Below are 12,618 nucleotides of genomic sequence, written 5' to 3'. Positions count from 1 at the left end.
GAATTAGCGGCTCTTCGAAACCGCACCGTGTCGAAGATCATGGAGTCTGATCGGCGGGGCGGGAGCGCTCGTTCCGCTGTGTCCGCCCGTACGGCGGTGCCGCGCTAAGATCGCGTCCCGTGCTTTCGGATAGTTTCTGGCGGATTATAAGGATTTTATTAGTCGGCTTGGTTCTTGCGGCGGCGGGCGCGGGCCTGGTGCTCGGCGACGCCTGGCTCTGGGTGGCCGTCGATTGGTCGCCACCGGCCTATGCGGAGTTCTACACGCGCGGCGGGTTTGGCACCCCGACGACTGTGGCGCTGCTCGTGGCCGCCCTGGTGAAGGCCGCACTCCTGTGGCTGATCCTGCGTGCCCCCGCGCCGGGACCGCTGGACCGCCGGGCGAGGGCGCTGCGCCGACTGCTGTATCTGGCTGTGGCGCACACCCTCGTGCTGTGGTACCCGATCGCACTGCTCTCCGACGGGGTCAACGCGGCATTCCAGCTCGCGCTGTGGACCGCGATCGACGTCCTCTACCTGCTCGTCATCCGCTGGCGGTCCCGCATGCTGCGGGCGGCGGCCGGAGCGATGTTCGCGGTCGAGCTGGCCGGAATGGCCAACGAACTGCTCGACGAACTCGACCTCCCAGACCTTGGCTCGGGCGGCATCGTCGAACTGGGCTTGATGCTGAGCGGAGTGGCGGCGACCATCATCACGGTCGTCGGGCAGCGGCGCGACGGCCGGTGGAGCCGCGGCACGCAGGCCGCCGGGTGGTTGTCGGTGAGCGTCTACGCGCTGGTGATCCCGCTCAACGCTCTCTTCGGAGAGATTTCCAGCGGCAATCTGGCGATGCCGGTCATGATGGACGCGGTGGGGCTCATCAGCGCCGTGTGGATCGCGGCGACCGCCCGTGAACTGCCTACTGAGGACCGCCTGGCGGACCCTCCGCCCGCGCGGCGGCGCGTGATCCGCGTCGCGGTGGCGGCCGTAACCGTACTGCCGATCATCGCACTGATCCACCCGGAACAGGCCGCGCACCTCACCTACACCGGCCGGTCGATGGGCTGCTATGACCGGCCCAGCTTCGGCGACCTGAAACCTGCGGAACGCGACGCCGCGTTCCTGTGCCGAGCGCGGAGCACAGACGGCGCAGTCCCGCCCATGTTCCCGGACAGCCTGTCGGATCAGGCGATCCTCGCGTACGGGCGAGCGCTGTGCCGTACAAAGGACCGCGACGAGCAGGAGGCGATTCTGACGCGGGCCGGGAGCGCGCGGCCCGCCTGGGGTACGGACCCGTGGGACCTCGTCTACGTGTGCCCGGAGATCGTCGGCGCAACCCATCCCGAGCTGCTGCGGTCGACCACGGAGACGGAGGCGGCGAACGCCGCCTACATCGCCGAGGAGAACGCGAAGTGCCGCGACCCGTGGCCCCGGACGAAGGGTGTCGCCCAGGCCACGGCCAAATACTTCCTGTTCGTCGACGGCGATCCCGGCTATCTGGTCCACGACCCCGGAGACGAAGCGGCCGACGAGGCGGCGGGGCAGGCGATGGACAAGGTCTACGACGACAGCACCCTCATCGGGGTGGCCGGCAGCGCGGTGCTCATCGGGCACGTCGAAGACATCAGTGATCTGTGCCTTACGGTGAAGGCCTTCCGCACCGCGCCGCCACAGCGGACGGCCGGGTGGGAACAGGTCAACGAGGTGCCGATCGTCAGCCGCAGCGGCCGGCTCACCGTGCCGGAGATGGGCGGCGGAGAAGTGGGCGCGGGTGCCCCGATGCCGGACCTGGCGATCGCGGGGAAGGGCCGCTACCGGCTCCGTGTGTACGTGCGGGTCGGCGATGCAGGGGAGGAGCACCTGGTCGTCGTGTTCCCGGGCGCGTCGAGGAAGAGGATCAAGCTGAAGCCGTGAACGGTGGCGGGGCGCGCACTCTCCTCCGTCGCCCTTCCACGGGCGGCCGGAGATGGCCACCAGGACTGGGCCCACTCGGTCAGGTCGGAGGCCGCACCGCCCGTGGTCCAGATAGAAGTGATCGACGACGGCGGCATGTTTGCCTCATGCGGACTCGATCACTCCGGAGTCCGTCCCCGCCAGGGGCAGATCTTGGTTCGGGGCGTCACTCAGCGATCCACAGTTCCAGGATGCCCGCGTTTCCTGGGACTTCTGGGTCGTATCCACCGAGATGGCGGAGATCGTCAGACGTGATGCCAGCGCGCCGAACCGTCCGCCAGGCTGCATCGCCGAGTGGGAGGGAGGGATTCGTATCTGGGCCCGTACGTGGAGCGAAATCATCGATGATTGCGAGGATCGGCTCCATTTCTACCGGGAACGGCTGAACCATGACCCGGCCACAGAACACGCTGTGGAATACCTTCGGCGAGTGCATGGGGAGGTCGCACCCGAAGCGGTCGTGATAGTGGGGGGCTGAATGTCGGTGAGGTCCGATATGAATCGGTCATGGGCACATGGGATATGGGACCGTTCGACAACGACTCGGCCGCCGACTGGTGCGGTGATCTGCACAACGCAGCCCCTAAGCGGCGTCCGGCGCTGATCCGCAAGGCGCTCAAAGGCGCTGCGGGTCGTGCGAGATATCTGGACAGCGACGAGGCGGTGGAGGCGATTGCGGCAGCGGCCATTGTCGCCTCTCAACGCAGCGGCGTGCCGATCACTTCGCCTTATGCGCCGGATTTCCTGCTGGAAGGCGGCAGGGTGGAGGTCGATGACGAACTCGTGGCGCTGGCCGTGCTGGCGCTGGACCGGGTGATGGGCGAAGACTCGGAGTGGCTGGAACTCTGGGAGGAGAGCGGCTCCTCTCTGGAGGCCGTGGCCGTCATAGAAGGCATTCGCGGTGCTCTGGGGAGCATGTGAGCAGCCTCTGAATGCCTTCCGCATGCGACGGTCGCCTGCCGCTCTGCGGTGACGGTTCCCCACAGCGGCTTTGTCGGCGGGGCGTTCCGATGGGATCGAGGCTGGCCGGCCGGAGAGCGTTGAGCCCATCTTGGAAGGCGAGAGGTTCCTCGTTCCGGGTACGAGCGTGACGTGACCGCCGATCACCCACGTGGAAGCGATCATTGCCGCGCGCACTGCCGATGTCACGCCGGCCGTTGTCTGGTCGAGATGGTAGGAACTACCCGTTGGTTGATCTTTTCCGGACGGAGTGCGCGTTCCTATGACGGACGTACCGAAGGCCTCTGAGCTCTCCGAGATTCTGCGTGAGATGTGCACACAGATCGCCGAGGCGGCGCCGGAGGGCTGGCTGCGGGCGACGGCGAACGGTTTTGCCGACAAGCAGGACGTCGGGCTTGCTGGCGTGTCGTACAGGCTGGCCGCCAGCGACGAACATGCCGTAGAAGTGGATCTACGGCGCGGCCTGCGCCAGGCGTACAGGGTGTCAGGTGCCTCAGAACAGGGCCTGAGCATCGAACTGACCGTCGATGCCTCCGGAAGGTTCGAGGCGGTCACCGGGCTTGGGGTGAGCAGGTTGAGCCATCCCAAACGTGGCTTTATGTACGTGCTCAAACCTGAAACTCTCCCGCCCAACCCCGGGGATGAGCAGGAGAAGCCCGTGAACCCCACACCGGCGGGCGACCCAGAGGAGGCCGTCCGCCTGCTGAGGGAGTACCTCGGGCGGCGAGCCGAGCTCCTTTGCGGCATGCTGGACGACCCCTCCGGCATACTGCCCGCCCCGCTACCGCCCTCGCGGCTGGAAGAGGTGGAGAGCAGGCTGAACGTGGCGCTTCCTGCAGATCTGCGCGCGTTGTACGGCGTGGCCGACGGCGATGGGCAAGTCGGACTCTTCGGGCGAATGTCATGGTGGATGGATACGTCCGGAGTGGCCGCGGTGCATGGCGGTGACCGCCATTGGGCACCGCGCCACTGGAGAGATCGGCCTTTCGCGCCTTTCAGGCCCTTCGTCCACGACGCCGACCCTCCCGGGACGGTGCGGCGGTCGGTGGATCGGCGCGGTTGGATCCCGTTCGTGATCGGGACCGACGGTAACTACCTCGCGGTGGACATGGATCCGGCCAGTGGGGGCCGACCCGGGCAGGTCATCCGCATCGGCTCCGGCTACTACCACGGACCCACCTATGTCGCCGACTCGGTGACGGCCCTGCTTCGCCGCTATGTGGACGCGCTCGCTCGCGGCGACCACAGGATCGGCGAGGACGGCGACCTGTGGATCGACGTGCCGGAACCGCACAAGGGTGCAGGCACACACCTGCAGACCTTGCGGGTGACCGAAGACGACGAAGCCAACCTCCAGCTCGCACGCCAGGCCCCGTTCTTGCGTGCGGTGGAACTGTCCCGCTGCCGGTCCGCCGACCTCACGGCGCTACGTGAAGCTCCGGTCGAGACGCTCGACATCGATCTCAAGACGATCGACCTGGCCCCGCTGGCCGGCCACCCGACCCTGCGGGCCGTGACCTTGACCACGCCTCACCCCGTTGACCTGGGCACGCTTCGCACCCTTCCCCGCCTTGAGGGACTGGATCTGTCCCGCGCCTCCACCCACGGCATCCGGGCGATCGCCGAGCTGAAGGGATTGCTGTACCTGGCGCTGCGCTATGAGCAGTGGCAGGAGCTGTGGGCGTACACCGATCGGATGCCTGCGCTCGCGGCGGCGTTCCTGGCTGGCAAGGTCCCGTACGACAAAGTCGCCGACTGGACGGCCCAGCTCAACGTCCGTATCGTTGACCGGCGGCCCACCGCCCAGCAAATCCACCACGGCCATCGATGACCCAGCACACCAGTTCCGTTGGCGCCAAGCCCGCTGATCTGACCTGCCTCAGCTCCGATGGCTGACAGGAGCCCCACCTCAGCGCAACATCGACCACTGCCCCACACTCAGCAGCCCGCACAGGGAGTCCCACAACCACTGCTCGCCTGACGTCCCCAATACCAAACTGCAGGCGCGTGGTTCCACGAACAGCTGACTGCCGCTTGAGGGTGACAGCGGACGGGGTGCGTGCTGGTGGCGGCGACAAGCGTGACACCATGTGCGACGCTGAACGCATGCGCCTTCCTGGCCGCAAGCGCGCCCCGCAGGACGGTCACGCGTTCGTGCGGCGGCGCTGGTGGTCTCGCCGCCGAGGCACGTCTGCGGGCCACGCGAACGTAGCCGAGCTGGATGAGGGGCGGCACGTGTGGCGGGTTGCCTGGTGGGGTGAGGGCTGGGGCGTGTGGCCCGGCCGGAAGCCGGACGTCACGACAATGCCCGCCTACAGCGCTGAGGACATCTCCCAGGCCAAACCTGAGGTTGCGGCCCATTGGGCGTTTGAGGTGGTGCCGCCGCTCGGCCGTACGGTGATCGAGTGCCCGCCGTGGGGAGTGGTGAGCGGCAGCCGGCAGGCCCTCAGGTGATCGGTTCGGGGTGGTCGCAATCTACGTGGCTGCTGGAGCTCTCGTCCTGCACCTTGTAGGGCTCGCCGTTGGTGAACGTGCCGACGATGGAGACACGCGCCCGCATCCCGGCATGGGGACACGAGGGTGTAGGACTTGGCCAGGCCAGGCAGCTGTTCGTAGTAATCGTGGTCCACCTCGTACCAGTCGGCGAATAGGCCGTCCTTGTGGTCGATGGCGATCCGGGCGTGGAACGTGGTCAGGACTTCCTGGCCGCATGTGACGCGCAGGCTCACTCTGACTCGGGGCGCGGCTGATGCGAATTGGACGGCGGTGAGTGGTCCCCAAGAGTTTTCGCAGCTATGGCGGCCTTCGGGCTGGGTGGTGCTGCGGTTGCCGCAGTCTGCTGGGGTGGTGGCCAGAGTGAGGGCTGTGGCGATGACGGCGGCGTGTTCGGTCCACACAGCGGGGCCCCATGGGTGGCGGGTGATCCGTCGTCTGGAACGGTGGCCGTGCCAGACACTTCGTGTACGCAATTGTTCACTCTCCGCAGGCTGGTTGGCGTTCGGAGCCGGGCGTCAACGGCCCGGCGAAGGCCCGTTTGTGGCGACACTCGGTGGAGCTGACGAGGTAGGATCGGTTGGCAATCGGAATCGATTGGTAGGCGATGAGAGATGGACGTCGCACGTACGCAGGCCGCGCTCCGGCTGATCGCCCGCGGGTTCGAGGAGCTCGCCGCCGCCCTGGGCGAGGAGGAGGCTGGGGAGGACGAGCGGACCGCCCGGGTCATCGAGGAGTGGGGCCGGCGGGGGCTGACGCAGAAGGAGGCGTCGGTGCTGTTCCAGCGGCACGGGTTCGCCCCACAGACGACCGGCGGGTGGACCAGGGGCGACTGGATCGAGATCGGCGACGACGGCCTGCGCTACCTCACCGCGAAATCGCACACCTGGCTGGAGGAGCGGACATGACCTTTTCCGTACGCATCGCCGTACGCGGCTATGAGCTCGACACGCAGGGCCACGTCAACAGCGCCGTCTACCACCAGTACGGCGACCACGCTCGCTGGGAGTGCCTGCGTGCGGCGGGCATCTCAGTCGACGATCTGGTGAGCTCGGGCGTCGGCCCGGTCACCCTGGAGAACACCATCCGCTACCTCGGCGAGCTGCGCGGCGGCGACGAGGTGGAGGTGACGTGCGCGTTCCTGTGGGGCGAGGGGAAGACGTTCAGAATCTCGCAGGAGTTCAGGCACGCCGACGGGCGGGTGGCGGCCGAGATGACCAGTGTGGGCGGGCTGCTCGACCTGGAGGCCCGCCGCCTGGTGGACGACCCGGCAGCCCGCTGGCGCTCCCTGGCCGCCACACCGGACGTGCTCGGCCTCTGAAACCGCCGACACGCCGACGTGCTCGGCCGCCAAGAAAGGAATGATCAGGCCGCACAGCACCGCCTGGGTCGTGAGGCCATCATTCCGGAGCGGCGTCTCCCCGCCGAAGGCATGATCAAACCCCTGCGGAGCCATCACTGCATGCAGATGAAACACTCCCGATCACCACGCAGGTGACCGGGTGTTCTTCTTCGGCTGACGCCTTTGTTCAGGCGGACGGCAAGTCGAATTCACCTGCTTTGGCGCCATCGATGAACGCGACCCACTCGGACGCGCTGAACTGGAGCTGTAGCCCTTGAGGGTCCTTGCTGTCACGCACAGCAGCTCCGCCTCTGGGTAAAGCGGCGACCTCTACACAATCGCCGCTGACGTTGCTGAACCTCGACTTGCGCCAGACGAGGGCCGTGTCGTCACTGTCGATGCTGGGGGTGTCGCTCATTAGGCTTCCTTACCTAGCTTCGCGATAAAGCTCCGGCTCTGCCCCGGGCTGAGAGCCTTTGCCATCAAACAGTCATAGACCAGATTATACCTGTCTACCTCGACTTGCTCTTCAAGGTAGAGACCACTGACTTCGTTCTCGATGTAGACCACGTCAGGATCAGGGGGCGTGAAGCTCAGGAGGACGAAGCCGCCACCCATTCCAGCATGCATGGCGGCGCTGAACGGGAGAACTTGCAAGGTCACGTGGGGAAGCTGTGATAGCTCAGTCAGGCGCTTGAACTGGCCCTGCGGACCCATGCTGGCAGCAGCGACCCGCCGCAGACTTGCTTCGTTGAGGACGAAGGAGAGCTTGCGGGCGTCGTCTTGGAGTATCCGCTCTTGTCGGGCCATCCGGAAGGCGATTTTTCGGTCAATCTCGTCATTGCCGAAACTGGTTGGCTGGGTCGCGAGGTATGCGCGGTAGTAGTCGACTGTCTGAAGTAGGCCGGGAATTAGCTCCACGTCGTAAGATCGCCGCCCTTCGGCCTCGACCTCTAAGCCGATCAAGACTTGGAACCACTCCGGAACGACATCTCCGTAGGTATGCCACCATCCCCGCTGGCGGGACTGGCGCGCGAGAGTAAGAAGCTCCTCTACCTTTTCGCCGTCAACGCCGTATATATCTAGAAGTAGCCGGAGATCGGACGCTTTGATGCCTCGGCGGCCACTTTCGATGCGACTGACAGATGATTGTGCCACTTCAAGTTGTTGAGCAACCTGCTCGGCGGTAAGGCCGGATTCCTTGCGCAGCCGCTTCAGTTCGGCCGCCAATCGGCGTCGCCTCACAGTGGGGCTACTTCCACTCTCACCGGTCATTAGTCCACCTCAAGATGTAGAGATGTCGGCCTCAAGGTCGCGGGTCCTATGAGGGTCGCGCACCCGCAAGGAAGAAGCAAACAGCTATATCCATTTTGGATATTGCCAGTTGCATGCGACTGGATGCATCATGGCCGTAGCTTGTCGCTCAGGGGTGGACGCCGGCCGCTACTTGCCCGTTCCGGCCGAGGCAGTAAAGACAGGCGATCGGATGAGGCCCCGAGAAGAGTCTCCTGCCCGATATATGAGGGAGGTCCAGGCATGCGATATTTCGATCACAATAAGGAGCGTTTCGTTCACTTAATGCGATTGACATGGGATCTGGCTCAGCTCGGGGTGGCGCTGGCGGTGCAGTTGCATCGAAGGGACAAAGTCGTTCATTTCTATTTCTCGGGTGCGGAGGGCTTTGCGGGTGCGGGCCGCGCTGAGAAGCGAGGAATGGGTCTTCACATGGGGTCACGGTCGTGGTCGGTGGGTGGGTGTGTACGACGTGGATGCGGCTACGCGGGTCTGGGAGGTGGCGCGGTGAAGGAGCGGTTTCTTGGTGAAGTCGTGTTGCCGGGGGTGGCGTATTCGGTGGCGGTGGCTCGTCACTGCGTCGGGGAGATGCTGGCGGCGGCAGGGCACCGGGACGTGGAGAATGTGCAGCTGATCATCAGCGAGTTGATCACCAACGCGCTGATCCATACCGCTTCGGGGCTGTATGGCGGGGTGGTGACGGTGGATGTTGTCGCCGTTGATGCCGAGATCGTTCGCGTTGAGGTGACCGATGACGGGGCGGACACGGTCCCTCGAGCGCGAGTGTCCAGCGGTGACGACTGTCACGGGCGGGGTCTGTGGCTGGTCGAGCAGATCTCGCTCAAGTGGGGCGTGCGCCTGTTGGGTGCGGGACAGCGCGCGGTCTGGGCGGAGACGTTCACGGGTCAGGCCGCGCCCGTCTGCGCCGGAGAAGACGTGACGGCCCAGGCCGCGCACAGCGGGCGTCAGCTGAGGAGATGAGCTGGGTGATGAGTCAATGGCGGTTTCCCCCTCATTGCACGGCACCGCACGTATCAGCCGTGCAGACGCACTACGACCAACTGGTCTGGAACGCTCCACGCGGAGGCGAGCCGGACGGCCGGGTCATGCGGTGGACCTGCGACTGCGAAGACGTCTTCTACGAACTGATCACGCTCGGCGGGTTGCGGTTCATTCGCCGGACGGCCCTCCGGGCCGGGAAGACCGTCATTCATGAGAGTGATCGCTGGTCCTTCCATGTGGCAGATGCCACGTGGAGCGCCCTGCTTTTCGGTCATGTCAGATGAAGTACAGCCGGCGCTGACATGGGCGGACCCGATGTTGGCGTTGCGCATGCCGCAGAAGCACATGTAGGTGTCGGCGAGCTTGAAGAACGCCAAGGTGCGGAGGTCGCGCGGTACTGAGCGCACTTGTATGTGCCTTGGGCCATATCGGCGGCGTCCTCGCAGAAGCCGTTGAGTCCGCCCGGAGCAACATGGATGCCCGTAGCCGCCGAGCGCAACGTCCCGGCCGCGCGGGCCCGGGGCTGCGATTCGATAGACGGGCTCACCTCCACGGCTGAAACAAGGGTCCGCACCCCAGGTCTCCGATCGGCGGTGCGTGGGCTTGGGTCTGGGCCAGGTGGCAAAAGTCGGTGCCGGTCTCGAGAATGTTGCCGCCAAGGTTAGTCCGCTCCAATCAGCCGGCCCAGCGAAGCGTTCCTGGGAAGGCGATCCGAGCGAAGCGAGGTCCTTCAGGGGGCGGGCGTCAGCCCGCCTGGGAGAACGTCTGGAGCGAAGCGGAGGGCCGTTGTGGGCGGGTGGGCATCAGAGCTCAGAACCGAAGCCCCAGTCAGGCGGCGGAAGGCACTAGTGAATCCCGAAGAACTCAATGTTGCGATGGTCAACGCTTTGGCCTCCAACGGCGAGTTGACGGATGAGGCATGGCGGACAGCATTGCTCGCCGTGCCCCGTCACCTTTTCGTGCCGGCGGTGGCCTGGGCCGAACCAGACGACGCCCCCGGCTACCTGATCGATCGGGAGAGCAATCCGGACGCATGGCTGAAAGCCGCCTACGCCGATCATGCGATCATCACGCAGTTCGATGACGGGGCTACGGAAATCAGCAAAGGGCCGGGGCGCTATACCTCGTCCCTGTCGGCTCCGGGAGTCGTGCTGGACTTCCTTGAACTTCTCGGATCCGACACGAACGATCGGGTGCTGGAGGTGGGCGCGGGGCCAGGGTGGACGGCTGGTCTGCTGTCACATCGGGTCGGTGAGGGGTGTGTGACAAGCATAGAGATCGATGAGGAGGTGTTCTCGACAGCAGTTGGCAATCTCAGGGAGGTCGGCCACCGGCCGCACCTGGTTCGAGGCGATGGCGAACGAGGATGGCCCCGGGGCGCTCCCTACGACCGTGTGCATGTCACTTGTGGCGTGTTCGAGGTCCCCTATGAGTGGGTGCGGCAGACGCGGCCTGGCGGAGTGATTGTGCTGCCGTGGATGCCCCGCTATGAGCCTGGGTATCAGCTACGGTTGTCGGTCGGCCCGCATGGCACGGCGTCCGGGAATTTCACGGAGTACGCCGGGTACATGCTGCTGAGAAGCCAGCGTGCTGCTTCTCCACCGCTTTTTGAGGACGATTTCCGGTACAGGTCTGCAGATTGATCCTGTGACAGTGTTTCGCGCTGGGTACGGAGCGGATGTGGCCATTGCTGGAATGTTTCCCGACATCGCCGCACGCGTGGACAGGGAGAACGACTTCCAAACTTGGCTGTGGGCCGGTGATTCCAAAGCTTACTTATCGGGCCTTGAGGTGGCGCAGGTCGGGTCCCGCAACCTGTGGGATGAGGTAGAGCGGGCTTTTTCGCGGTGGACGGAATGGGAAAGACCCGAGCTGAGCAGGTTCGGAATGTGCGTCACTCCCATTGGCCAATATATGTGGCTGGACTCCCCAGATAATCCTGTCGCGCTACCTGAGCCAAAGTGTTAAAGCCTGCGCGATCCCGCGGCCGCCAAGGAGATCCTCGACCTGGACGGCCTGCATCCCCGCGTGCAGGACATCGTCCTCAACACTCCCGGAGCTCCAGAGCTCATCGACAACCTCGTCGCCTACGCGCTCCTGCCCGCCAGCCCGAAAGTGATCGCTCTCGGTTGCGCAGGCGGAAAACACCGTGCTGCTGGCCTGGTGGAACTCACCGCCGGACGCGTTCGTGCCTGCGGCCGCGACGTCGAGGTCGAACACCTCCACGCCCACCTGCCCCGCGTCCTGAAAACGGCCGCATCGTGATCCGCTCAGTTCGTGCTTGGTGCGACCGCGCACAGATAGGTCGATTCCTCCAGGAGTTGTGCTGTGAGCTTGACCCCGGTCAGGTGCTCCGCCAGCGCAAAGACGGTCCCAATACGCGCCGCAAAGTCGTCAACTGGGTCGATCCCGTCCGGCTGGTCGCCGTCCTGCAGGTCGAAGCCCACCTGCCGCATGACTTCGACCAACCCGTCTGGATCACTGCCATACCGATAGTCGGGGATGGCGGGCTCGAAGCTGAGGCGGATCTCGCCGTCTTCCACCCAGAAGAAGTAGCTGACCGCGTTGACGTTGCGGTAGTGAGACACGAGCCGCGTGCCCGCCGACAACGGTTCCATGATCTCCCGCGTGATCCCCATACCGCCGTTGGGCTCGACGATGAGGCACCAGTCTTCGACCGCAACGGCCCCGAAGAAGTGGCCATCCCAGGCACCGTACTGACCCGGGCCAGAACAAGTAGCGCCGATCACATCGTCGAAGCTCATGCCAGAAGGAACGTTCTCAATCCACGCGCCGAGTCGCGCTACGACGTCCTCGGTCCGCGCACCAAGTCGCGCCACAACGTCCTCGGGACGCACGCCCTCGATCAAGGTGAAGCAGTATCCCTCCACCAAGCTTGGAAATCGGTCATAGAACCAGACGTAGTCAGCTGCTGTTGCGATCACCTTCACATGCTGACAGCCCTGACCGACAAAACGATCACCAGCAAGGCGACCTGCTCAAATGCCATACCGGCCCACCTTCAGGCCAACTTCTTAGTCCGAAAAAGACATGTTGTGTACGCCATTGTTCACTCTCCGAAGGCGACTTCGCGTTCGGATGCGGGCGGTCCACTCCGATCAGCCGACCCGGCGAAGCGCTCTTGGAAAGGCGCCCGAGCGCAGCGAGGCCCTTCAGGGGGCGGGCGTCAGCCCGCCTGGGAGGAGATCTGGAGCGAAGCGGAGGGCCTTTGTGGGCGGGCGGGCATCAGACGGCCAACCACCGAATCGGGCAAGGGGTGGGCTGAAAAGGACGTCCGGAGCGAAGCGGAGGTCCCTTGGTAGGGGGTTGAGCGTGCGAGTTGAGCTCATCTCCTTGGCTGCAACCAGGGTCCGCACCCAAGATCCCCGCGACGCACCGGCTTAGGTCTGGGCCAGACGGTAGGAGTCGGTGCCGGTCTCGATGAGGTTGCCGCCAAGGGTCAGTCCACCTAATCAGCCGACCCGGCGAAGCGTTCCTGGGAAGGCGGTCCGAGCGTAGCGAGGCCCTTCAGGGGGCGGGCGTCAGCCCGCCTGGAAGGACGTCCGGAGCGAAGCGGAGGGCCGTTGTGGGCGGGCG

13 protein-coding genes are annotated in these 12,618 nt (G+C 65.2%); 8 read left to right on the top strand and 5 right to left on the bottom strand.

Annotation, left to right across the window (positions count from 1 at the left end):
* Positions 1 to 167: 167 nt before the first annotated feature.
* The 6 genes from AB0F17_RS41270 (at position 168) to AB0F17_RS41245 (ending at position 6,705) form a co-directional block, all read left to right on the top strand.
* Positions 168 to 1,892 carry a hypothetical protein gene (locus AB0F17_RS41270; protein ID WP_358034703.1) on the top strand — a complete coding sequence of 575 codons (1,725 nt, stop codon included), beginning with the start codon at positions 168 to 170 and terminating at the stop codon, positions 1,890 to 1,892.
* A gap of 546 nt (positions 1,893 to 2,438) precedes the next feature.
* Positions 2,439 to 2,852: a DUF4259 domain-containing protein gene (locus AB0F17_RS41265; RefSeq protein ID WP_358034701.1), complete on the top strand. Its 414-nt coding sequence runs from the start codon at positions 2,439 to 2,441 to the stop codon at positions 2,850 to 2,852.
* Positions 2,853 to 3,153: 301 nt separating this feature from the next.
* Positions 3,154 to 4,722: an SMI1/KNR4 family protein gene (locus AB0F17_RS41260; protein ID WP_358034699.1), complete on the top strand. Its 1,569-nt coding sequence runs from the start codon at positions 3,154 to 3,156 to the stop codon at positions 4,720 to 4,722.
* Positions 4,723 to 4,997: 275 nt separating this feature from the next.
* The gene (locus AB0F17_RS41255; RefSeq protein WP_358034696.1) at positions 4,998 to 5,345 is read left to right on the top strand and encodes a hypothetical protein; all 348 of its coding nucleotides are present in this window, start codon (positions 4,998 to 5,000) and stop codon (positions 5,343 to 5,345) included.
* Positions 5,346 to 5,998: 653 nt separating this feature from the next.
* Positions 5,999 to 6,292 (top strand): hypothetical protein, encoded by a 294-nt coding sequence (locus AB0F17_RS41250; RefSeq protein WP_358034694.1) that lies wholly within the window; start codon positions 5,999 to 6,001, stop codon positions 6,290 to 6,292.
* A complete protein-coding gene (locus tag AB0F17_RS41245; protein ID WP_358034692.1) occupies positions 6,289 to 6,705 on the top strand; it encodes an acyl-CoA thioesterase in 417 nt (138 codons plus the stop codon). Before AB0F17_RS41250 ends, AB0F17_RS41245 begins: the two co-directional genes overlap by 4 nt.
* A 208-nt stretch (positions 6,706 to 6,913) precedes the next feature.
* Here AB0F17_RS41245 and AB0F17_RS41240 read toward each other — a convergent pair whose 3' ends face one another.
* A complete protein-coding gene (locus AB0F17_RS41240) occupies positions 6,914 to 7,144 on the bottom strand; it encodes a DUF397 domain-containing protein (RefSeq protein WP_358034689.1) in 231 nt (76 codons plus the stop codon).
* The gene (locus tag AB0F17_RS41235; RefSeq protein WP_358034686.1) at positions 7,144 to 7,956 is read right to left on the bottom strand and encodes a helix-turn-helix transcriptional regulator; all 813 of its coding nucleotides are present in this window, start codon (positions 7,954 to 7,956) and stop codon (positions 7,144 to 7,146) included. Before AB0F17_RS41235 ends, AB0F17_RS41240 begins: the two co-directional genes overlap by 1 nt.
* Positions 7,957 to 8,262: 306 nt before the next feature.
* Here AB0F17_RS41235 and AB0F17_RS41230 point away from each other — a divergent pair, with 306 nt between their 5' ends.
* Entirely contained in the window at positions 8,263 to 9,000 is a 738-nt protein-coding gene (locus AB0F17_RS41230; protein WP_358034683.1) for an ATP-binding protein, read from the top strand.
* Between the two features lie 53 nt (positions 9,001 to 9,053).
* Here the strand turns inward: AB0F17_RS41230 and AB0F17_RS41225 are convergent, their stop codons facing one another.
* Positions 9,054 to 9,398 carry a hypothetical protein gene (locus AB0F17_RS41225; RefSeq protein WP_358034680.1) on the bottom strand — a complete coding sequence of 115 codons (345 nt, stop codon included), beginning with the start codon at positions 9,396 to 9,398 and terminating at the stop codon, positions 9,054 to 9,056.
* Between the two features lie 471 nt (positions 9,399 to 9,869).
* Between AB0F17_RS41225 and AB0F17_RS41220 the strand changes: the two genes are divergently transcribed.
* Positions 9,870 to 10,664 carry a methyltransferase domain-containing protein gene (locus AB0F17_RS41220; protein ID WP_358034677.1) on the top strand — a complete coding sequence of 265 codons (795 nt, stop codon included), beginning with the start codon at positions 9,870 to 9,872 and terminating at the stop codon, positions 10,662 to 10,664.
* A gap of 304 nt (positions 10,665 to 10,968) precedes the next feature.
* Here AB0F17_RS41220 and AB0F17_RS41215 read toward each other — a convergent pair whose 3' ends face one another.
* Complete coding sequence (locus AB0F17_RS41215) at positions 10,969 to 11,247, bottom strand: hypothetical protein (protein ID WP_358034674.1); 279 nt, start codon at positions 11,245 to 11,247, stop codon at positions 10,969 to 10,971.
* A gap of 44 nt (positions 11,248 to 11,291) precedes the next feature.
* On the bottom strand, positions 11,292 to 11,966 hold the full coding sequence (locus AB0F17_RS41210; protein WP_358034671.1) for a DUF6461 domain-containing protein: 675 nt from the start codon (positions 11,964 to 11,966) through the stop codon (positions 11,292 to 11,294).
* Positions 11,967 to 12,618: the final 652 nt, after the last annotated feature.

It is taken from the genome of Nonomuraea sp. NPDC026600 (assembly GCF_040638335.1).
Classification (GTDB): domain Bacteria; phylum Actinomycetota; class Actinomycetes; order Streptosporangiales; family Streptosporangiaceae; genus Nonomuraea.
Note: the sequence above shows the minus strand (reverse complement) of the source record. Positions and strands in the feature narration are given on the sequence as shown.

Bases quoted from the DNA above. Each gene is read 5' to 3' on its own strand.
- AB0F17_RS41265 (WP_358034701.1), top strand. From the start codon at position 2,439: ATGGGCACATGGGATATGGGACCGTTCGACAACGACTCGGCCGCCGAC.
- AB0F17_RS41260 (WP_358034699.1), top strand. From the start codon at position 3,154: ATGACGGACGTACCGAAGGCCTCTGAGCTCTCCGAGATTCTGCGTGAG.
- AB0F17_RS41255 (WP_358034696.1), top strand. From the start codon at position 4,998: ATGCGCCTTCCTGGCCGCAAGCGCGCCCCGCAGGACGGTCACGCGTTC.
- AB0F17_RS41250 (WP_358034694.1), top strand. From the start codon at position 5,999: ATGGACGTCGCACGTACGCAGGCCGCGCTCCGGCTGATCGCCCGCGGG.
- AB0F17_RS41245 (WP_358034692.1), top strand. From the start codon at position 6,289: ATGACCTTTTCCGTACGCATCGCCGTACGCGGCTATGAGCTCGACACG.
- AB0F17_RS41240 (WP_358034689.1), bottom strand. From the start codon at position 7,144: ATGAGCGACACCCCCAGCATCGACAGTGACGACACGGCCCTCGTCTGG.
- AB0F17_RS41230 (WP_358034683.1), top strand. From the start codon at position 8,263: ATGCGATATTTCGATCACAATAAGGAGCGTTTCGTTCACTTAATGCGA.